We start from the raw sequence: 20,459 nt of genomic DNA, 5'->3' as shown, positions 1-20,459 counted from the left end.
CGCCCCAAAACAGGAAGTTATTCTTTCGCGGGCCCCTAGTCATCTCGTTCCACTCCTTCCAGCGCCTTCAGGATCGCCGGGTAGTCGAAACGTTCGGCGAGTGTATGGAGCGCGCGGGCCAGCTCCGGCTCGCGCTCGCCGACCCGCGCCACCAACGCCTCGACCCCTTCGCAGTCGAGCTGCTCGGCGGCCTCCCGCAACCGCTCACGCAGCGGCACCTCCAACCGGGCCAGCAGGGCGGGAGTCGGCGCCTCCGCCGACGGCATCGCCACCGCTTCACGGTAGCGATAACGCAGCCCGAGATGGTGCGCCAGGCAGGCGTAGATCTCGGCGGGACGGTAGGGCTTGCACACCAGGTCGTCGATCCCCGCCGCCGCCAGCTCCGGCTGCTCCTCCTTGAACACCGAGGCGGTCACCGCAACGATCTTCACCCGCTCGCCGCCGGGCAGCGCGCGGATCCGCCGGCTCGCCGCCACCCCGTCCAGTACCGGCATCCGCCGGTCCATCCAGATCAGGTCGGGCCGCCACTCGCGGAACAGCCGCACACACTGTTCGCCGTCCCCGGCCACCCGCACCGCCAGCCCCAGCGCCTCCATCAGCCGGACCAGCAGCAGCCGGTTCTCCGCATGGTCCTCGGCGATCAGGATGCGAAAGGCCGGCTGACCGGGGAGGAGCCCGATCACCTCGCCGGGCGACGCTTCCGTCGCGGGCGGCTCGACCCCCTTCGCCGACGCCAGCGGCAGGTCGATGCGGAAGCACGAGCCCTCGCCCGGGCGACTCTCGACCCCGATCACGCCTCCCATCAGCTCGACGAACTGGCGGGTGATCGCCAGACCCAATCCGGTCCCCCCCTTGGCGCTCCCCCGCGCCGTCTGGACGAAGGGCTCGAACAGCCGCCGGCGCTCCTCGGGGGCGATCCCCGGTCCACTGTCCTCGACCTCGATCAACAAGCGGTGGCGAGCATTGTCCTTGACGCCGAGACGGACATTAACCCCGCCCCGCTCGGTGAACTTCACCGCGTTGCCCACCAGGTTGATCAGGATCTGCCGCAGGCGCGCCTCGTCACCCTCGATGTAACGCGGAAAGGCCGAGGACTGATCGAGCCGCAGGTACAGCCCCTTCTGCTCGGCACGCAGCCGCATCAGATCGATGACCTCGCGAACCAGGGCCCCCAGATCGAACGGGGCGATCTCCAGTTGCAGACGCCCGGACTCGATCTTGGCGATCTCCAGCACGTCGTTGATCAGCTGCAGCAGGTGCTCGCCGCTGCGGTTGATGATGTCGAGGTTCTCCGCCTGCGCCGGGGTAACCCCCGCCTCCCGCCGCATCAGGTTCGAAAAGCCGAGGATGGCGTTGAGCGGGGTGCGCAGCTCGTGGCTCATGTTGGCGAGGAACAGGCTCTTCGCCTGACTCGCCGCCCGGGCGGCGTCACGCGCCTGGCGCAGCTGCGCGGTGCGCTCCTCGACGGTCCGCTCCAGCGCCTCCTTGTGGCGTTGCAGCGCCTCGCCAGCCTGTTTGCGGGCGGTGATGTCCTGGACGACCCCGGCGACCTTGAGCGGATTGCCCTGCCCGTCGCGTTGCAACCGGGCGACGGATGCGAGGATCCTCGGCTCCGCCCCGTTTCTCGGCCGGATCTCGAACTCGATGTCGTATTCCCGGTCGTTCTCTATCAGCTCGACGAGCGCCTGATGGACCCGTTCCCGTTCGGGAATGCAGCTTTCGACCTCGTCGGTCGAGAACGCATCGGCCTGCGGATCGAACCCGTAGAGCCGCTTGGCCTCATCCGACCCCCAGAAGCGGCCGCTCTGCAGGTTGTACTCCCAGTTGCCGACGCGCCCGATGAATTGCGCATCGCGGTAGCGCTGCTCGTTGGTCCGCAACGCCTGCTCCATGCGCTTGCGCTCGGTGATGTCGGTGAGCATGGCGAAGGAGCCGCGGAGGCGCCCTTCGTCGTCACGGACGGAGGTCGCCGAGACCAGCGCCCACAACTCGCCGCCATCGGCACGCCGAAAACGGCGCTCATACTGTTCGTTACCCCCTTCACGACGGTTCTCCATGCGCTGTCGGTGATCGGCGAGCTCCTCCTCGAAGAGGAACTCCTCCACCCGACGTCCCATCATCTCTTGCCTGGAATAGCCCAGCATCTCGGCCATCCGGGCATTCACGAAGGTGGTGTGGTGACCCGCGTCGATGCCCCAGACCCCCTCGCTGGCGGTATCGACGATGCGCCGGTATTTGTTCTCGCTCTCGCGCAGCTCGCGCAGTTCCAGCAAGGTGGTCAGGGCGGCCGACAGGCGCCGACCGATCGCCTCGAACAGGCGGATCTCCGCGACCGACCAGCGCCGGTCGTGGTCGCACTGGATCAGCGAAAGGCCCCACGGCCGGTCGTTGTCGGGACGCAGGATCGTGGTCAGCAGCGCCCGGTCGCCGAAGCGTTGCCGGAACGCTTCCGGCACCGGGTGGTCGCTGCCCGCGCCGCAGGAGAGGGGGTGATCGAGGGCCAGGCAGGCCCGCTGCATCGCCGCGATCTGCGGGGTCGTCGGCAGCTCGCCGCCCGCCGACCGCACCCCCGCATAGCCCGGCCGACAACGCTCCACCAACACCCGCCAGACCGGCGCGTCGGGATCGAACGGGTAGATCACGGAGGCGCGCTCGCAGGCGAAGAGATCGAGCAGCGTGTCGAGGACCCGCCCCGACATCCGGTCGAGGTCCCGGCTCCCCAGCAGGACCCGGTCGACACGCTCCAGAGCGCTCTCCTCGTCGGCCTGTTCACGTTCGGAGATGTCGCGCACCGGCGCCAAATTGAACTCCTCCTCGCCGTAGCGGAAATGGCTGGCACCGACCTCCACCGGGAAGATCCTTCCCCCCGCGGGGGGGAAGGATCTTCATCCGTCAACGGTCGACCACGAAGGTCGAAATGGCCTCCATCAGCTTCGCCTTGCGGATCGGCTTGGTCAGGTGGCCGTCGCAGCCGGCGGCGAGGCTCTTCTCCTCGTCCTCGCGCATGGCGTGGGCGGTCAACGCGACGATCGGGGTCGGCGCGCGCCCCTGTTCGCGCTCCCAGGCGCGGATCGCCCGGGTCGCCTCGTGGCCGTCCATCACCGGCATCTGGATATCCATCAGCACCAGCGCGAAGGCCCCGCGCCGAAACGTCTCCAGCGCCTCGCGGCCGTCGACGACGACGGTCAACCGGTGAGGGGTGCGCTTCAGGTAGGCGGCGATCAGCACCGCGTTGTCGGCGGCGTCCTCGGCCAGCAGGATCTCCAGTCCCTCCCCCTCCGCCACCGCCTCGGGGACAACCGGCGACGGCGCCGCGGCCTCCTCCGGCGCCGCCCCGAGGGGCAGCTCGAAATGGAACCGGCTGCCCCGGCCCAGCTCGCTCTCCAGCGCCAACGTCCCGCCCATCAGCCCCACCATCGACTCGGCGATGGCCAACCCCATGCCGGTACCGCCGTACGGCCGGGTGGTGGTGGAATCGGCCTGGGTAAAGGGCTGGAACAGCCGCGCGCGCTCCTCCGCGGCGATGCCGATGCCGCTGTCGCGCACCGCGAAGCAGACCCGCTCCGCCGCACCGGCCGCCACCTCCACCACCACCCCACCCTCGCCGGTGAACTTCACCGCGTTGCCCACCAGATTGAGCAGCACCTGACGCAGGCGGGCGGGATCGCCGCGCCGCCGGTGCGCCAGCGCCGGATCGAGGCGTAGCGTCAGGGTCAGCCCCTTCGCCTCGGCGGCGTGGGCGAAATTGTCCACCACCGAGTCCAGCAGCGCCGCCAGATCGAACGGTGCCTCCTCGGCGACGATCGCCCCGGCGTCGAGGCTGGAGAGGGTCAACACATCTTCGATCACCGCCAGCAGCCCGCGACAGGCGCGCTGCTGGACTTCCAGGAAACGGCGGCACTCCTCGCCACCCTGCGCCTCCGTCAACAGGTCGCTCATCCCCATGATGACGTTCAACGGGGTGCGCAGCTCGTGGCTCATCACGGTGAGGAACTCGCTCTTCGCCCGGTTGGCGGCCTCCGCCTGCTCCTTGGCCTGCACCAGCTCGGCGGTGCGCGCCGCCACCTGGCGCTCCAGCTCGTCGTGCATGCGGTGCAGGCGCAGGTGGGTGTCGACCCGCGCCAGCACCTCGCGAGCCTCGAACGGCTTGCTGACGTAGTCCACCGCCCCCACCTCGAAGGCCTGCACCTTGTCCCGCGGGTTGTCCAGCGCGCTGATGAAGAGCACCGGGACCTCGGCGGCACGCGGAGTGGACTTGAGCCGGCGACACACCTCGTAACCGTCGATGCCGGGCATGCGGATATCGAGCAGGATCAGGTCGGGGAGCCGCCCCTCCAGCCAGCGCAGCGCCAGCTCGCCGGAGGGGGCGGCATGGACCTTGTGGCCCGCCTCGCGCAACAGATCGGAGAGCAGCCGCAGGTTGGCCGGCTGATCGTCGACGATCAGGATGTGGGCCCGGGAACTGGCGACCGGAGGGAGAGGGGGCTCACTCATGCGGATCAGATTCACCCGTGGTTCAATCCGGCAAAGGTAGAGGGTAAAGGAGCCTCCGTTAAACGACATCCGTTCCTTCGCACCCGCGGAGATCACCAAGCCGGGTTGGCTGACCCCCTTCTCTCTTTGACCCACCGAAACAGCGTGCCGCTCACCGCCTCCTGTGAGGGGCACGGCACCACGCCCCTCTTTAAGTAAAAAGTAGATCAAACCTCGGGAAAACCCACATTCGGCATTCAGCAATTACGCCACACCTGGCCAGGAAATGGATCTGACCTCGGGACCGGTCTGGGATCTCCCGCTCCGCCTGCTCCACTGGAGCTTGCCGACACTGGTCGCCGCTTGCCGGATCAGCCGGTGGTGGGGCGACGTGGAGCTGCATACCCACCGCTGGTGTGGCTATACCCTGTTGACCCTCCTGCCCTTCAGGCTGCTATGGGGATGGTGGGGGGAGCATAACGCCCGCTTCGGCACCTTTCTCAAAGGTTCCCGAAGCGTCCTGCGCCACGTGCGCGAGGGGGGCTTCCTGATCCTGCTCGACCTCGACCGGGTGTTCTCCGACGACGAGCTGGCGGTGGTCCGCCAGGCCGAGCGGCTGGCACCGACCACGGACTGGCCCTCCCCCTCGGGGCGTCCACCGCCGGACGCCCCGCTCCCCCCCCTCGAACGCCCCGCCCGATCCCCAACCAACCGTAGCCTGGATGAAGCGCAGCGAAATCCAGGACTCCCCAACGAACGGTGCTTGTTTCCCACCCGCCTCCCCGGCCGGGAGTAGCCTGGATGGAGGGCTTCCGGAATCCAGGTTTCCCCACGAACGGTACCGCCCCCCGGATTCCGCTACGCTCCATCCGGGTTACTTCCGACATGGGATACGGGTTGGAAGCGGGTAGCCTGGATGAAGCGCAGCGGAATCCAGGAGCCCCAACAACGGCGCCCATCCCTTCATTCGCCGAAGCGGAGCCCCTCCTCGCCCGGCGGCCCGATCTCCCCCCACTCCGGCGGCAACCGCCCGTCGGCGACGAAACGGTGAAACGAGGAGTGGGGCCAATCCCGCACCCTTCCCACATGCCCATGCTTGACCGGGTTGTAGTGGATGTAATCCACGTGCCGCGTCAGATCCTCATCGTCGCGGATCGTGTGCTCCCAATAGCGACGCTGCCAAAACCGATACTCTCCCCGCTTATCCCTCATCAAACCCAATCCGCGTTGGACCAGGGCGCGAGTGAAGCGGCTCTTGATCGCCCGCCACCGGCCGGGATAGTCCGAGTCCCCCTCCGGCAAGACCCAAAGGGCGTGAATATGGTCCGGCAACACGACCATCGCCACGATCTCGAACGGCCGGGTCCGCTTCACGGCGCGAACGGCCTCCCGCAGCTCATCCACATGGCGAACCAACAGATTCGAACGGCGGTCGCGGAGGGTGACGGTGAAAAAGAAACTACCGCCCGGGACGAAATTGCGACGGTAACCGACCATGGCCCGCTCCCTCGATTCAGTTGACTGGAGCGAAGGTTAGCGAAGCACCGGGGGGGAGAAAAGCATCGATGCCCGGGTTCCCGGATTCCGCTACGCTCCATCCGGGCTACTTCCGACATGGGACGCGGGTTAGGAGCGGGTAGCCTGGATGAAGCGCAGCGGAATCCAGGACTCCCAACGAGCGGTACCGCCCCCCCCCCCCGGATTCCGCTACGCTCCATCCGGGCTACTTCCGACATGGGATGCGGGTTGGAAGCGGGTAGCCTGGATGAAGCGCAGCGGAATCCATGACTCCCAACGAACGGTACCGCCCCCCCGGATTCCGCTACGCTCCATCCGGGCTACTTCCGACATGGGATGCGGGTTGGAAGCGGGTAGCCTGGATGAAGCGCAGCGGAATCCAGGACTCCCAACGAGCGGTACCGCCCCCCCGGATTCCGCTACGCTCCATCCGGGCTACTTCCGACATGGGATGCGGGTTGGAAGCAGGTAGCCTGGATGAAGCGCAGCGGAATCCAGGACTCCCAACGAGCGGTACCGCCCCCCCGGATTCCGCTACGCTCCATCCGGGCTACTTCCGACATGGGATGCGGCTTGAAAGCGGGTAGCCTGGATGAAGCGCAGCGGAATCCAGGACTCCCAACGAACGGTGCCCGTTCCCCGTAACGAGAGGGTCTTCTCCTCGGCAGTGGGATTGGTCATCAGGCCGACCGAGCGGGTCGGGTCGGGTCGGGTCGAGCACGCTGCCCGTTACCGGCTCGAAAGCGACGTTGTCCAGCGATGATGCTCAGGTTCTCCGGGTCCACCAGCTGGTTGCCCAACCGGCGAGCAACGGGGAGGCGGGCGACCTTCCACCGTTGACCGATCCGGGATGCCTTGGGATAGTGGGGCGGGATGGAATTCGGCCGGAGTGCCGCGACGGATACCCGGTCCCGCCCCCGAGGGAGGCTATCGGACGGTGGATGAATCGGCCGCGGAAGCGGGAACCTCGAGACGAGGATTTATGACTGCCCGCCCCGATCGCAAATACGTTTTATTTTACCCGACACATCATTGACAACGGAGAGGCCGCATGACCCCTGAGCGGGGAAACGCAACCCTGCTTTCAGGAAACTGGAAGTTCTCGTGGAGGATGTGAACGGCTGAAGCGAAGGAGTGTCATGGAAACCGGAGGACAGGGTGACGCGGTGTTGACGCTTGCGGGAATGGGGCCACATCACCTGGAGCAGGTCGTCAAGTTGAGGGTGGCTGACGAGGACAAAAGGTTCGTCGGCGGGATCGATGAGATTCTGGAGAGGGTGAATGCCGAGGTTCACCCTCACGTCATTCTTGTCGACGACCAGGTCGTCGGCTTCTTTCTCGTGGATACGGCCTATGGTCGGAATTATGCTTTCGCGGGCCTGGAAAGCCTGGGACTGAGGGCGTATTTCATTGACAGAGCGTTTCAAGGCCTAGGTTACGGCAAGAGGTCGATTCGATCACTGTCCGCCTATCTGGGGTCGGTCTATCCGGACAAGGAGGAGATCTTCCTGACGGTGAATTGCCAAAACCCGATTGCCAGGCACTGCTATCTGGCAGGTGGTTTTGTCGATTCAAACGAGCTTTACCTTGCTGGTAAGGCGGGGCCTCAGCACATTATGTCGCTGAAGATCACCCAGGTTGCTCAACAAGAAAGGAGGGTTCGGTGGTGAGTGACTGTAGAGAGGGGAGACGCGGCATTTTGGCTTCCATCGGGAATACGCCACTGGTCGAACTGAGCAGTCTGTATACGGGAAAGCCGGTGAAGTATTACGCCAAGCTGGAAAGCGTCAATCCGGGCGGCAGCATAAAGGATCGGACCGCGCTTAGCATGATTGACAATGCCATAGCCGACGGCCGGATTACGCAGCACACCACGGTAGTGGAGTCTTCGTCAGGAAATCTCGGTGTGGGGTTGGCGCAGATCTGCGCCTATTACAAATTGAAGTTCGTCTGCATCGTGGACCCGCACGCCAACGCACACAACGTCAATATAATCAAGGCGTACGGAGGGAGAATCGAATATGTATCGGAGCCCGATATCGAGACCGGAGAATTTTTGCCGGCGAGAATAGCGCGCGCGAAGCTGCTGTGCCAAAAGGATCGGGACTACTTTTGGGTTAATCAATACTCAAACATCCATAACCCCTTGGCTCATCGCGAAACGATGAGAGAGATTGCGGATCAACTGGATGGGAAAATCGACTATCTGTTTTGCGCGGTCAGTACTTGCGGGACCGTCCGCGGCTGTGCCGAGTATGTCCGGGAGAGTGGTCTGGATACCAGGATCGTCGCCGTTGACGTGGCGGGGAGCAGGATTTTTCCGGGTGGTGTCGCCAAGCGGCACTTTCCGGGGATGGGGGCGGGAGTGAGGTCACCACATTGCGACGATGGCCTCATTGCCGGTTATGTCCTGGTCTCCGAGCAGGACTGTATCCGCTCCTGTCACCGGATCGTGGCGCGGGAGGGGCTGTTGCTGGGGGCCTCGTCGGGTGGCGTCGCCGCGGCGGTCGAGGCGATGCAAGAGCACATCGAAGAGGGTAGCAATTGCGTGATGATATTCGCCGATCGGGGCGAACGTTATCTGGATACCCTCTATTCGGAAGAGTGGATAATGCAGTGCTTTGGTGAAAAATGCGGCGAAGCGTTTCCCGGCGGAGGGCCTTACCAGGCCAGCGCGCCGGTCGTTACGCTCTTTGATTGGAATGGCGGGGTTTCAACGGAACATAGCATGGACCACTAGTTGAACATCGGAAAGGCGCCCGCCACGGGCGCCCCGAGACACCGGGAGTGAGCTCACTCGATGACGACCTCGACCCGCCTCGCGTTGGCGCAGCGGTCGAACAGGTCGGCCGGTGTGACGAAGCAGGCCTTCTCCAGCCCACCCACCCGGATTCCGCTACGCTCCATCCAGGCTACCCGTTTCCCACCCGCCTCCCCGGCCGGGAGCAGGGCGTAGCAAAGTAGCCTGGATGGAGGGCTTCCGGAATCCAGGTTTACCCAACGAACGGTGCCTCCCCGGATTCCGCTACGCTCCATCCGGGCTACTCGCTGCCGACGGGGTCAACCGCCCGCCCTGACCGACGCCGCCAGCTGCTCCAACGCGACCAGGAAACGCCCGCGCAGCGCGTACAGCTCATCGCAACGACCGCGGGCGCCGTCGCGATCCCCCGCGGCCGCCAGCGCCAGCAGCTCGGCGGCCAGCCCGTGGACCCGCTCGTGCGCCTGCCCGAGGACGGCGTATCCCGGCAGGTGGCCGTAGCGGCTGTGCCCGTTGCCGTGGTACCAGCGCCCGAAGCGGCACTGGCGCCGGTTCAGCGGCGGCGGCAGCGCCTCCGGCCCCTCCAATGCGGCGACCACCTCGTCGACCCATTGGCGGTGGCTCGCCCCGGCCACCTGCAGCACCACATCCTCCTTCGGCAGGTCGATGGCGGGGAGCGCCCGCCACGGGGCCTCCCGCTGCCACGCCTCGCGCCAGGCGACGAACGCCTCCGCCGGCATCGGCCGGGCGATGCCGTAGCCCTGGCCGTAGGGGCAGCCGAGGTGGAGCAGCAGCGCGAAGTGTTCGAGGGTCTCCACCCCCTCGGCGACCACCGGCCGGCGGAAGGCGTTGGCGAGGAAGGTGATGCCCTCGATGATGTTCAGGTTCTCCGGGTCCGCCAGCATGTTGCGCACGAAGTTCTGGTCGATCTTGAGCACGTCCACCGGCAGCTTGCTGAAGTGACTGAGCGACGAGTAGCCGGTGCCGAAGTCGTCCAGGGCGAGGCCGATCCCCATCGCCGCGACCGACTCCAGGACGCGCCCGGCGCGCTCGATGTCCGAGATCGCCGTGGATTCGAGGATCTCCAGCTCCAGGTCGCCGGGGGCGACCGCGGGGTGGCGGGCGAGGATCGCCCGCAGCTGCTCGACGAAGTCCGGGCGCATGATGTGGTCGGCGTCGACGTTGACGCTGACGGTCAGCGCCAGCCCCTCAGCCTTCCAAGCGGCGATCCGCGCCAGCGCCGAGTCGATCACCCACTCGCCGACGGCGACCGCCAGCTCGCTCCCTTCGAGCAGCGGCAGGAACACCGTCGGCGGGAGCAGTCCGCGCTCGGGGTGCTGCCAGCGGATCAGCGCCTCGGCGCCGATCACCGCCCCGCTCGCCAGCTCGACCTTGGGCTGATAATAGAGGACGAACGCCTCCTCGCGCAGCGCCTCGGCCAGCCGTTCCAGCGACTCGCGGCGGTCCCGTAGCTTGCGGTCCTGCTCCGGGTTGAACAGGTGGAAGCGGTTCTTCCCCTCCTGCTTGGCGCGATACATCGCCTGGTCGGCGTGGCGCAGCAGGATCTCCGGGTCGGCGCTGTCGAGCGGGAAGAGGGTAACGCCGACGCTCGCGGAGAGGGAGATCGACCGGCCGTCGATGGCGTGCTCGCCGGCCACCGCGTCAAGCAGCCGCTGGAGGATCGCGGCGCACTGCTCGACGTCGGCCAGATCGGGCAGCAGCAGCACGAACTCGTCGCCGCCGAGGCGCGCCACCGTGTCATCGCCGCGCAGCTCCTCCTTCAGCCGCTCGGCGACCCGCACCAGCAGCCGGTCGCCGAGCGGACGGCCGAAACGCTCGTTGATCGGCGCGAAGTCGTCCAGATCGAGGGAGGCCACCGCCACCAGCGAGCGGTTGCGCCGGGCGTGGGCGATCGCCTGGTTGAGCCGGTCGCCGAGCAGCGTCCGGTTGGGCATGCCGGTGAGGGCATCGAAGTGGGCGATCCGCTCGAGCTGCCGCTCCTGCTCCTTCAGCGCGGTGATGTCGGCGAACACCCCGGCGTAGTGGGTCACCTTGCCGGAGTGGTTGTGCACCGCGGAGATGGTGAGGTACTCGGGGTAGATCACACCGTCCTTGCGCCGGTTCCACACCTCGCCACTCCAGTGCCCGTTCTGCGTGATGGCGTGCCACATCGCGGCATAGAAGGGCGCATCCTGGCGCGAGGACTTCAACAGACGGGGATTGCGGCCCAGCACCTCGTCGCGCTCGTAGCCGGTGATCCGGCTGAACGCCTCGTTGACCTCGACGATCCGCGCCTCGGCGTCGGTGATGACGATCCCCTCGTGGGAGTCGGCGAAGACGCTGGCGGTCAGCCGGCGGTGCTCCTCGGCCCGCCGCCGTTCGCCGATGTCCTGCACGACGCCGTTCCAGCGGATGTCCCCGGAGGCCTCCGGCGCCGGGTTGGACTCGATATGGACCCAGCGCTCGCCCGCCTCGTGGACGATCCGCCCCTCCCAGGTGAAGGGGCGAAGGGCGGCCACCGCCTCGCCCATCCGCGCCTGCAGGTCGGCGCGCTCGTCGGGGTGGACACAGTCCATGACCGCATCGAAATCGCCGAGGGCGAGCGCCTCGCTCACCCCGATCAGCTCGCACCAGCGCGGGCTCACGTACTCGAAGGCCCAGCCGCCGTCGGCGCCGCTGAGCAGCTTGAAGACGCCGACCGGCACCCGGTCGACCAGCTCGTTGAACTCCCGCAGGCTCTTCTGCAGGCGCATCTCGGTGCGTTTGCGCTCGGTGATGTCGCGGCCGATGGTGATCACCCCGACCACCTCGCCGGCAGCGTCCCGGTAGGCGGCCATGCGGATCAGGTGGTACTGCCCGCCGTAGCCCTCCTCGGGCAACTGGAACTCGAAATCCTCCGTGCGCCCGCTGGTGACGACCCGGCACAGCGCCGCCTCGAACGCGGCGAAGCTGCCGTCCGGGTAGGAGTCGCTCGGCCGCTCGCCGATCGGGTTGCGCCCGAGCAGCCGCCGCTTCACCGCCATCACCCGGGGGTTGGCGTAGACCAGACGGCATTCGCGGTCGTAGCGGACGATGTAATCCGGCAGGTTCTCCTCCAGACCACGCAGCTCGCGCTCGCAATCGGCCAGCGAACGGAACGCCGCCTCGCCGCCACGCGACGACGGGACGGCGTTTCCGTCGTCGCCTCCCCCGATCCCGGTTCCATCGGACATGAAAATCAACCCGCGACGTGCCGATCCTGAAAGCCTGCCATTATTCCCGCTACACGCGTGGCGCGACAAGCCGGCGACGACGAGCCGCGCCGCGGGTGGCGGGTGATGGTGGTCGCTGGGATCAGGAAATCCCTACCCCCGAATCAGGATGGCCCGATTGTCCCCGCCGGCCGTTGGCGCGATCCTGGTGCCGCTTCCACCCGCTCCCCCTCACCACGGACCACCCCTCCTGTCGGGTCGACGGATCGACCCGGTCCCGGCCGGGGCGGGTGGAGGCACCTCCCCTTTGAATCCGAGCGCTCGCCGCCGTGCATGAAAACGACTTCCAGCGCCTCGCCTCCCTGGTCCAGGGACGGCTCGGCATCATGATGCCGCCCACCAAGAAGACCATGCTGATGGGCCGCCTGCGCCGCCGCCTCAGCGCCACCGGCTTCAACGACTACCGTTCCTACTGCGACCACGTCTTCAGCCCCGAGGGCGCCGACGAACGCCCTTTCCTGCGCAAGCTGATGGCCCAGCACCCGATCCCGGTGGTGATGTGCTCGAGCCTCACCGGTGCCGGCTCGGAGACCGCGCTGAAGGCGCTGGAGTACGGCGCGGTGGAGGTGATCGAGAAGCCGCGGCTGGACACCCGGCGCTTCCTCGACGAGGCGCGCATCCGCATCTGCGACGTGGTCAAGGCGGCGGCCCACGCCCGCCCGCGGCGCGCCGCGCCGCGCCGGAGCGCCCCCAAGCTCACCGCCGACGCGATGCTCGCCCCGCCCTCGCGCGCCCTGGTGCGCACCACCGAGCCGGTGGTGGCGATCGGCGCCTCCACCGGCGGCACCGAGGCGCTGCGGGTGGTACTCACCGAACTGCCCGCGGACGCCCCCGGGGTGGTGGTCGTCCAGCACATGCCGGCGGGCTTCACCGCCGCCTTCGCCCGGCGCCTCGACGGACTCTGTGGGATCGAGGTGAAGGAGGCCGCGAACGGCGACGAACTCCGCCCCGGCCGCGCGCTGATCGCCCCCGGCAACGCCCTGCGGGAACTGGCGGCGCGCGACCCGGCCGCCTTCGAGCGCCGGCGTCGCGAACTGGTCGAGAGCTACATCGCCAGCGTCAAACCGGACAGCCACCGGCGCCTGCGCGGCCTTCAGTGGCGCCTCGACCAGGTGCGCCGCGAACGCCCGGCGCTGGGCGCCTGCGTGAGCTTCTCGCGGATGATGTGGGAGAGCCTCTATGGCGACGGCGGTCTGGCGCAGGCCCTTACCCTCGCCGCGCACCATCCCGCGGCGGCCGCGGTGTTGGAATCGCGGCGCCTCGCCGCCGACGGCAATGGCCCCGGGCGGTCGCGCGAAGCGGCGCGGGAAGGGCGCCCGGCGCCGGGCGAATCCGAGACGCCCTCCCCGGCCGCCGCGCGCCCGTCCACCCCCCTCGAGTTCCCCGCCCGCGCCCGCCTCACCGCCCCGGCGCGGACCGACGGCGAAGCCGACGACGGCCCCCGCGTCGGCGACGCCCGCCCGCGGCCACCGCTGTAGGGCAATCCCTACACCAGCCACCCGATCCCCTACCCGCAAATCAGCATCAGCCGATATCGGGGAGGCCGCCGGCCGGCCTACCATCGAATCGACAGGCTCGTGGGCTGCCCCGCGGAAGCGGTCGTCGGCGGCGCCCCACCCGCCGACGCAGAACAACAACGACAACCATCCATGGCCAAGCCCGAGAGAGATTCGTCCGCCCCCGCCCCCCCCCGCCGGCACCCTGCTGCCGGAGACCCGCTCCGGCGAGGACCTCGGGCGGGTCGCCCGCAAGCTGCTCGGGGCGTTCGCCCTGCCCTTCACCCCGCAGGGCAACGAGCTGTTCATCAGCGCCAGCGTCGGCATCGCGCTGTTCCCCAACGACGGCGACGACGCCGACGAGCTGATCCGCCAGGCCGACGCGGCGATGTTCCTCGCCAAGCGCTCCGGCCGCGACGACTTCCGCTTCTGCTCCAAGGAGCTGACCGCCAGCGCCCACCACCTGGAGCTGGTCAAGGCGATGATCTCGATCGCCCGCTGCCTCGGCCAGCAGGTGGTCGCCGAGGGGTCGAGAACGCCGCCCGGGCGGTGCTGTTGGAGTCTCACGGCTGCCGGATGGCGCAGGGCTACCACTTCGGCAGGCCGATGGGGCGGGAGGCGTTTCTGGAATTCACCGAGCGCTTCGAAACCTTGCCGCAACACGCGCTGACGAGCTGACGCGCCGACCGGCCGCGCGCGGCGGCACTCCCCGGCCCGCGAAGGAATCCCCCCTTGCGGCAGGGGGGCAAAAGAGGCATATCTGTTACAAGTATGCGAGAATATATTACAGTCATGTAAGAGATTTGCCATATTCGGGCAACCCTCCTCCAGGACCGATATTCCCGACACCACGCGACGTGCAGTGACGACGTAATGAACCCCTTCAAGAACACCTCCATCAAGATCCGCCTGACCCTCCTGGTCGCCTTCTCCGCGCTGGTGATGCTCACCATCGGCGGGGTGGGGCTGAACGGCATGAGCGGGCTGCGCGGCGCCCTGCACGAGACCTACGCCGAACGCCTCCTGCCGAGCGTCGCGCTCGGCCAAATCATCGGGCGGATGCGCGAGAACCGTACCCAGTTGGGCCTCGCCCTCCAGCACGACCCGGGGAGCCCCCTCTCCCGGCTGCACGACCACCCGCTGGCCCTGCACGTCGATGAGATCCGCCACAACCAGCAGGAGGTCGAGCGGATCTGGGGCGAGTATCGGCAAAACGTGCGCACCGACGAGGAGCGGCGGCTGGCCGAAACCTTCGACAAGGGCCACGCCGCCTACCTCGCCGAGGGACTCGAACCCGCCCTGGAGGCCGTGCTCGCCGGCGACTACCGCCACGCCGAAGAGCTCCTGCTGACCCGGGTCAACCCGCTGTTCGCCCCCGTCGATGAGGCGCTGGAGAGCATCCTGCAATACGAGCTCGACCAGGCCCACCGGGCGGAGGAGCGGGCCGCCGCCGACTACGCCGGGCTACAGCGGTTCTTCCTCGGGCTGATGGCCGCGGGCATCGGCATCGCCGTCCTGCTCGCGGTGGTCATCATCCGCGGCATCGGCCAGGCGGTGGAGATCCTCGAGCAGGCCTCCGGCCGCCTCGCCGACGGCGAGCTCACCGCCCGCGCCGAGTACCGGGGCAAGGACGAACTGGGGCGCGTGGCGCGCGCCTTCAACACCATGGGCGAGCGCTTCCAGCAGGTCCTGCAGGAGGTGAACCACGCCACCGACCAGTTGGCGGCGGCGGCGGAACAGACCTCCTCGGTGACCCGCCACACCACCGACGGGGTGCGCCGCCAGCAGTTGGAGACCGAGCAGGTGGCCACCGCCATGAACGAGATGAACGCCACCGTCCACGAGGTGGCGCGCAACGCCGGGCTCGCCGCGGAGTCCGCCCGCGAGGCCGACGAGGCGGCCGGACGCGGCGGCCGGGTGGTCGCCGCCAGCGTCGAGGCGATCGACGCACTGGCCGGCGAGGTCGAGCGGGTGGCCGACGAGATCCGCTCGCTGGAGGAGGAGACCGCCGACATCGGCGGGGTGCTCGACGTGATCCGCGGCATCGCCGAGCAGACCAACCTGCTGGCGCTCAACGCCGCCATCGAGGCCGCGCGCGCCGGCGACTCCGGCCGCGGCTTCGCGGTGGTGGCCGACGAGGTGCGCACCCTGGCCAGCCGCACCCAGGAGTCGACCGAGGAGATCCAGCAGACCATCACCCGGCTGCAGAGCCGCGTCGGCAGCGCGGTCGGCGCCATGGAGACCAGCGAGCGGCAGGCCCGCGGCGGGGTCGAGCAGGCCGCCGGCGCCGGCGCCGCGTTGCAGGAGATCACCGCGGCGGTGGCGCGGATCAACGACATGAACGCGCAGATCGCCAGCGCCGCCGAGGAGCAGAGCGCGGTGGCCGAGGAGATCAACCGCAACATCGTCACCATCAACCAGGTCGCCGAGGAGACCGCCGACGGGGCCACCGAGACCGCCGCGGCCAGCGAGCAGTTGGCCCGGCTCGCCGTGCAGTTGCAGGGAGTGGTGCGACAGTTCCGGATCTGACCGGCGGGTTGGCGTAGGTCGGCGCTACCGCGCCGACGCAAACGGAGGCACCGCGCTGCAACGGATTCCGCCGCGCGTTCCGAATGGCACGTTCCATTCGGAGGGATCGTCGTCACCGTGAGTCCGCTGCCTCCGTTCGCGTCGGCGCGGTAGCGCCGACCTACGCGGGTCCCGACCGACACGGCGTGAAAGGCCGACAGGCATCGAACAGAAGGCCCTTTTTCCTTTCACCTCCCCCGACGAACGCTCAGGCGTCGGCCTCATCGACCGGGATACGCAGCGTCACCGTGGTCCCCCGCCCCGGCGCGCTGTCGATCTCCAGCTCCCCGCCCAGGATCTGCGCCCGCTCGCGCAGACCGACCAGGCCGAAGGAGTTGCGCCGGCCGAGCGCGGGGTCGAAACCGACGCCGTCGTCGCGCACCTCCAGCAGGCAGTGCGCCCCCCGCCGCTCCAGGGTCAGCCACACCCGGCCCGCCCCGGCGTGGCGGGCGACGTTGGTGAGCGACTCCTGGGCGATGCGGAACACCGCGGTGGCCCGCGTCTCCTCCAGCGCGATCTCCCCGTCGTCGACCCGCATCTCGCAGGGCAGCCCGGAGTGGCGGCTGAACTCGCCGGCGAGCCACTCCAGCGCGGAACCGATCCCCATGTCGAGGGCGGCCGGACGCAGCCGCGCCGCCACGTCGCGCACCACCTGGAGGGTCCGGTCGACCAGCTCCATCATCCGCCGGGCGTGCTCGAGCAGCGGCGGCGACGCCTCGCCGAAGCGCAGGCGCAGCAGCGAGACATTCATGCGCAGTGCGGTGAGCAACTGGCCCAGTTCGTCGTGGACCTCGCGGGCGATGCGCTTGCGCTCCTCCTCGCGGGCCGCCTCGCGGTGGGCGGTGAGCCGGCGCATCTGACGTTCGGCCTCCTTCAGCTCGGTGATGTCGTGACCGATGGCGAGCACGCCGGTGAGCTCGCCCCGCTCGTCGCGTTCGGGGATCACGCGAATCTGGTGGATGCGCTCCATCCCCCGCCGCACGTCCATTACCACCCGTTCGATCTGGCCGACTTCTCCGCTCGCCAACACCCGCTCGATCAGCCGTGCGTAGTCATCGAACTCACCGCCGGGAAAGGCCTCACGGACGGTCTGACCGAGCCGGTCCTCGAAACCCCGCCCCAGGGTCTGCAGCAGCACCGGGTTGACGTAGCGGGCCCGCCCGCCACGGTCGTAGCGAACGATGTTGTCCGGCAGACTCTCCGCCAGGGTGCGGAACTGACGTTCGCGCGCCGCCAGCGCCTCCTCGGCGTGCTTGCGCGCGGTGATGTCGCGACCGACCATCAGCGCGCCGACGATCCCGCCGCCCTCATCGCGCTCGGCGACGAAGCGCACGCTGTAGGTCCGCCGTCCTTCGACGGCGTGGTCCAGCGGCGTCTCCAGCTCGCGCGGCTCGCCGTCCGCCAGCACCGCGCGCAGCGTGCGCGCGTACTCCTCGATGTTCAGCGCGCGCGCCTTCGGCGGGGTCTCCTCCGGGGTCAGCCCGAGCACCTCGCCCGGCGCGATGCCGATCAGCCGCGCCATCGCGCTGTTGAGGTAGGTCTTGCGCGCCTGGAGGTCGTAACGGACGATGTGGTCGGGGATGTTCTCGGCCAGCGAGTGGAACTCACGCTCGCGCGCGACCAGCGCCAGCTCGGCGCGCACCCGCTGGGTGATGTCGCGCGACAGCACCAGGAAGCGCGCCTCGGCGAGCGGCTCCTCCACCCGTTTCTTCGATATCGACAGCTCGAACCAGTGACTCCCCCCGGGCAGGTCGATGCGTATCACGCGACCGAAGGAGAGCCCCTCGGCGTCCGCCTCGAGGAGGCCGGCCATGGCGTCCGCCGCCGCCTCGGGGGAGTGCACCTCGTCGATCGTCCGCCCGAGCAGCGCCTCCTTGGGCGCGACGAGCAGCTCGGGGTTGCGCGTCCAGACGTTGAGATAGCGCCCGTGCACGTCCACCTCGAAGAGCAGATCGGGGATGGCGTTGATCACCCCCTCGGAGAACTCCAGGGCCTGCCTCAGGCGCCGCTCGGCCGCCTTGCGCTCGGTGATATCGATCAGCGACACCAGCACCCGCTCCAGCGATTCGCCGACACCGGGACAGACCGCGAAGTGGACGGCCACCTCGCGCCGCTCCCCGGCCAGGGTCTTGACCACCGCCTCGCTGCGCATGGCGCGACCGCCGTCCCACAGACAGAGCAGTTGGCGGCGGAAGGCGGCAAACGACTCCTCGGTGAAGGTGTCGACCAGCCCGGCGAGCAGCCGCTCCTTGTCCGGCGCCTCGTGTAGCGCCACCGCCGCACGGTTGACATCGACGATGCGCACCCGCTCGGCACACCCCCGCACGGCCTCCGGGTGGCCCGCGAAGTAGGCCGCGAGGTCGTCGACCCCCGCCGCGCGCAGCCGCTCGAACTCCGCCTTCACCGCCGAGAAGTCCTCCTCCCAGATGGAGACCGGAGAGTTCTCGAAGACCTGCCGGTAGCGCTCCTCGCTGGCGCGCAAGGCCGCCTCGGTCCGCTTCCGCTCGGTGATGTCGCGCACCAGGCTGAGCACGAACTCGCGGCCGCCGAACTCGAAGTGGGAGCCGCTGACCTCGACCGGGACGAGGGTGCCGTCCTTGCGCCGGTGAAGGCTCTCCAGGGGCTTCACGCTCCGCGCCTTCAACCCCTCCCACGCCGCCGCATGGCGGTCGGCGGACCAGTCGGGGTCGATGTCCATCACCGTCATCCGCGACAGCTCGTCGCGCCCGTAGCCGAGCGAGCGGCACGCCTCCTCGTTGACGTAGAGGAGGCGCGCCTGCCGGTCGACCAGGAACGCCGCCTCGCCGACCCGGTCGAGGGCGTAGTCGCGCAGCGCCAGCTCGACGTTGGCACCGCTCAACAGGCGGTTGGCGCGCCGCTGCTGCCGCAGGAACAGCAGCACGCCGACGAGGATCACCAGGCTGGCGCCGATCAGGGTGATCAGCCAGCGCCGCTCGAGGGTGCTCCGTGCGATCTTCACCGCCTGGAGCTGGTTGCGGTGGGTCAGTTCGTCGATCCGCCGCTGGTGACTCTCCTCGCGGTAGCGGCGGGTCAGCTCGCGCAGATGCCGGCCGGCACGCTCGCGATCCGCCTGCTCGGCCAGCGCCAGCGCCTCGGCGGCGAGGCGATAGGCCTTGCGGTGATCGCCGGAGCCGGCGGCGACCGCCGCCATCCGCCGCGCGCTGCCGCCGAGATAGAGGGCCAGCCCGATCTCCTTGGCCAGGCCGTAGCTGCGCTCGGCGTCGCTCCACGCCCCGGGCAGATCCCCCGCCGCCTGGCGATCGCCGCTGCGCGCCTTCAGCGTCCACCACAGGCCGATCCGGTTTCCGCGACTGGAATAGATTTCGACGATCTCGTCGATCAGCGGGCGGGCCTCCTCGCCGCGTCCCTGCCGGCGCAGCGTGTCGGCCAGCATGTACAGCGCGTGGGCGATGTAGAAGGGACCGCCGATGCGGCGGAAGATCCCGATCGCCTCGCGGATCCGCTTTTCGCCCTCCGCGCACCGCTTCAGCGCGCACTGCTGACTGCCGACGCCGAGCAGCGCCGCCGCCTCCGAGCGCCGCGAACCGGCGAGCCGGGCATATTTGCCCATCTCCTCGAAATAGTGGGCCGCCTCGTCGTGGTGGCCGCTGAGGTCGTAGGTGTAGGCCAAGCCGTTGTCGGCGTGGACCAGGGCCAGCGGATCGCCGCTCTCCTCGGCCATCTCCTTTGCCTGCAGGGCGATCGTCACCGAGTCGTCGAGGCGGCCGATACGCCGGTACATCATGCCGACGCGCAGCATCGCCTCGCTGATCAGGTCGGGCCGGCCGGTGACCCCGTCGAGCGCGGTCAGCGCGTCGGTGGCGGCCTCGACCAGGGCGTCGATGCGCGCCTGGTTGACGGTGTTGAGGGCGAGGACCAGGTCGGCCTCGGCGCGGCCGATGCGGTCGCCGTTGGCCTTGGCCAGCGCCAGCGCCTGCTCCGCGTGCTTGCCGGCGGCGGCGCTCTTCGCCAGGTAGAGTTCGGCGCGGGCGAGGACGTTGAGCGCCCGCACGCGGTCCGCGGGGAGCACCCCCGGCGGCGGCTCGGCGACCAGCCGCTCCGCCTCGTGGTAGGCGCGCGGGCCGTCGTTCTCCGCCAGTTGGCGGGCGGCGGAGAGATGATCGCGCCACTGCTCCAGCGGCGTGGCGGCGACGGCGGCGAGGGGGGCAAGCAACCAGCACGACAGCAGGCCCACGCGGACAATGTTCTTGATCAATTTTGCTTTGCCGAGAAAAAGCGGGAGGAGCGTTCCACGTACCACACCCGGGACTCCATCCCCTCATCCCCTCCCCGCGACGGACGCGCCGGGGAAACGATCCAATCTACCACACCGACACCCGTAGGAGCGGCCCCGAGGCCGCGATGGCGCCCTCC

At 68.8% G+C, this 20,459-nt stretch carries 11 protein-coding genes; 6 read left to right on the top strand and 5 right to left on the bottom strand.

All coding sequences use genetic code 11. The features are described from left to right. Positions 1–35: 35 nt before the first annotated feature. Together ACYQ2W_RS12845 and ACYQ2W_RS12840 are read right to left on the bottom strand one after the other, a co-directional pair. Positions 36–2,849, bottom strand: coding sequence for a PAS domain S-box protein (locus tag ACYQ2W_RS12845; protein WP_459867518.1), 2,814 nt, complete (start codon positions 2,847–2,849; stop codon positions 36–38). A gap of 43 nt (positions 2,850–2,892) precedes the next feature. Continuing rightward, positions 2,893–4,494 (bottom strand): response regulator, encoded by a 1,602-nt coding sequence (locus tag ACYQ2W_RS12840; protein ID WP_459867515.1) that lies wholly within the window; start codon positions 4,492–4,494, stop codon positions 2,893–2,895. Between the two features lie 265 nt (positions 4,495–4,759). Between ACYQ2W_RS12840 and ACYQ2W_RS12835 the strand changes: the two genes are divergently transcribed. Further along, positions 4,760–5,269: a hypothetical protein gene (locus tag ACYQ2W_RS12835; protein WP_459867512.1), complete on the top strand. Its 510-nt coding sequence runs from the start codon at positions 4,760–4,762 to the stop codon at positions 5,267–5,269. Between the two features lie 167 nt (positions 5,270–5,436). Here ACYQ2W_RS12835 and ACYQ2W_RS12830 read toward each other — a convergent pair whose 3' ends face one another. Continuing rightward, the gene (locus tag ACYQ2W_RS12830; protein ID WP_459867509.1) at positions 5,437–5,970 is read right to left on the bottom strand and encodes an REP-associated tyrosine transposase; all 534 of its coding nucleotides are present in this window, start codon (positions 5,968–5,970) and stop codon (positions 5,437–5,439) included. 1,160 nt (positions 5,971–7,130) lie between these two features. Here ACYQ2W_RS12830 and ACYQ2W_RS12825 point away from each other — a divergent pair. Both ACYQ2W_RS12825 and sbnA read left to right on the top strand, forming a co-directional pair. Next, positions 7,131–7,661: a GNAT family N-acetyltransferase gene (locus ACYQ2W_RS12825; RefSeq protein WP_459867506.1), complete on the top strand. Its 531-nt coding sequence runs from the start codon at positions 7,131–7,133 to the stop codon at positions 7,659–7,661. Beyond that, positions 7,658–8,731 carry a 2,3-diaminopropionate biosynthesis protein SbnA gene (gene sbnA / locus ACYQ2W_RS12820; protein WP_459867503.1) on the top strand — a complete coding sequence of 358 codons (1,074 nt, stop codon included), beginning with the start codon at positions 7,658–7,660 and terminating at the stop codon, positions 8,729–8,731. The genes ACYQ2W_RS12825 and sbnA overlap by 4 nt, the downstream gene beginning before the upstream one ends. Positions 8,732–9,051: 320 nt before the next feature. Here sbnA and ACYQ2W_RS12815 read toward each other — a convergent pair whose 3' ends face one another. Then, the gene (locus ACYQ2W_RS12815; RefSeq protein WP_459867500.1) at positions 9,052–11,961 is read right to left on the bottom strand and encodes an EAL domain-containing protein; all 2,910 of its coding nucleotides are present in this window, start codon (positions 11,959–11,961) and stop codon (positions 9,052–9,054) included. Between the two features lie 308 nt (positions 11,962–12,269). Between ACYQ2W_RS12815 and ACYQ2W_RS12810 the strand changes: the two genes are divergently transcribed. From ACYQ2W_RS12810 to ACYQ2W_RS12800, 3 genes are all read left to right on the top strand, one after another. Further along, a complete protein-coding gene (locus ACYQ2W_RS12810; protein WP_459867497.1) occupies positions 12,270–13,478 on the top strand; it encodes a DUF3135 domain-containing protein in 1,209 nt (402 codons plus the stop codon). Positions 13,479–13,482: 4 nt separating this feature from the next. Further along, positions 13,483–14,166, top strand: a complete 684-nt coding sequence (locus tag ACYQ2W_RS12805; RefSeq protein WP_459867567.1) for a diguanylate cyclase domain-containing protein — start codon at positions 13,483–13,485, stop codon at positions 14,164–14,166. 203 nt (positions 14,167–14,369) lie between these two features. Beyond that, the gene (locus ACYQ2W_RS12800) at positions 14,370–16,025 is read left to right on the top strand and encodes a HAMP domain-containing methyl-accepting chemotaxis protein (RefSeq protein WP_459867494.1); all 1,656 of its coding nucleotides are present in this window, start codon (positions 14,370–14,372) and stop codon (positions 16,023–16,025) included. Positions 16,026–16,272: 247 nt separating this feature from the next. Here ACYQ2W_RS12800 and ACYQ2W_RS12795 read toward each other — a convergent pair whose 3' ends face one another. Further along, the gene (locus tag ACYQ2W_RS12795) at positions 16,273–20,301 is read right to left on the bottom strand and encodes a PAS domain S-box protein (RefSeq protein ID WP_459867491.1); all 4,029 of its coding nucleotides are present in this window, start codon (positions 20,299–20,301) and stop codon (positions 16,273–16,275) included. Between the last annotated feature and the right edge of the window lie 158 nt (positions 20,302–20,459).

Source organism: Endothiovibrio diazotrophicus (genome assembly GCF_054657215.1).
Note: the sequence above shows the minus strand (reverse complement) of the source record. Positions and strands in the feature narration are given on the sequence as shown.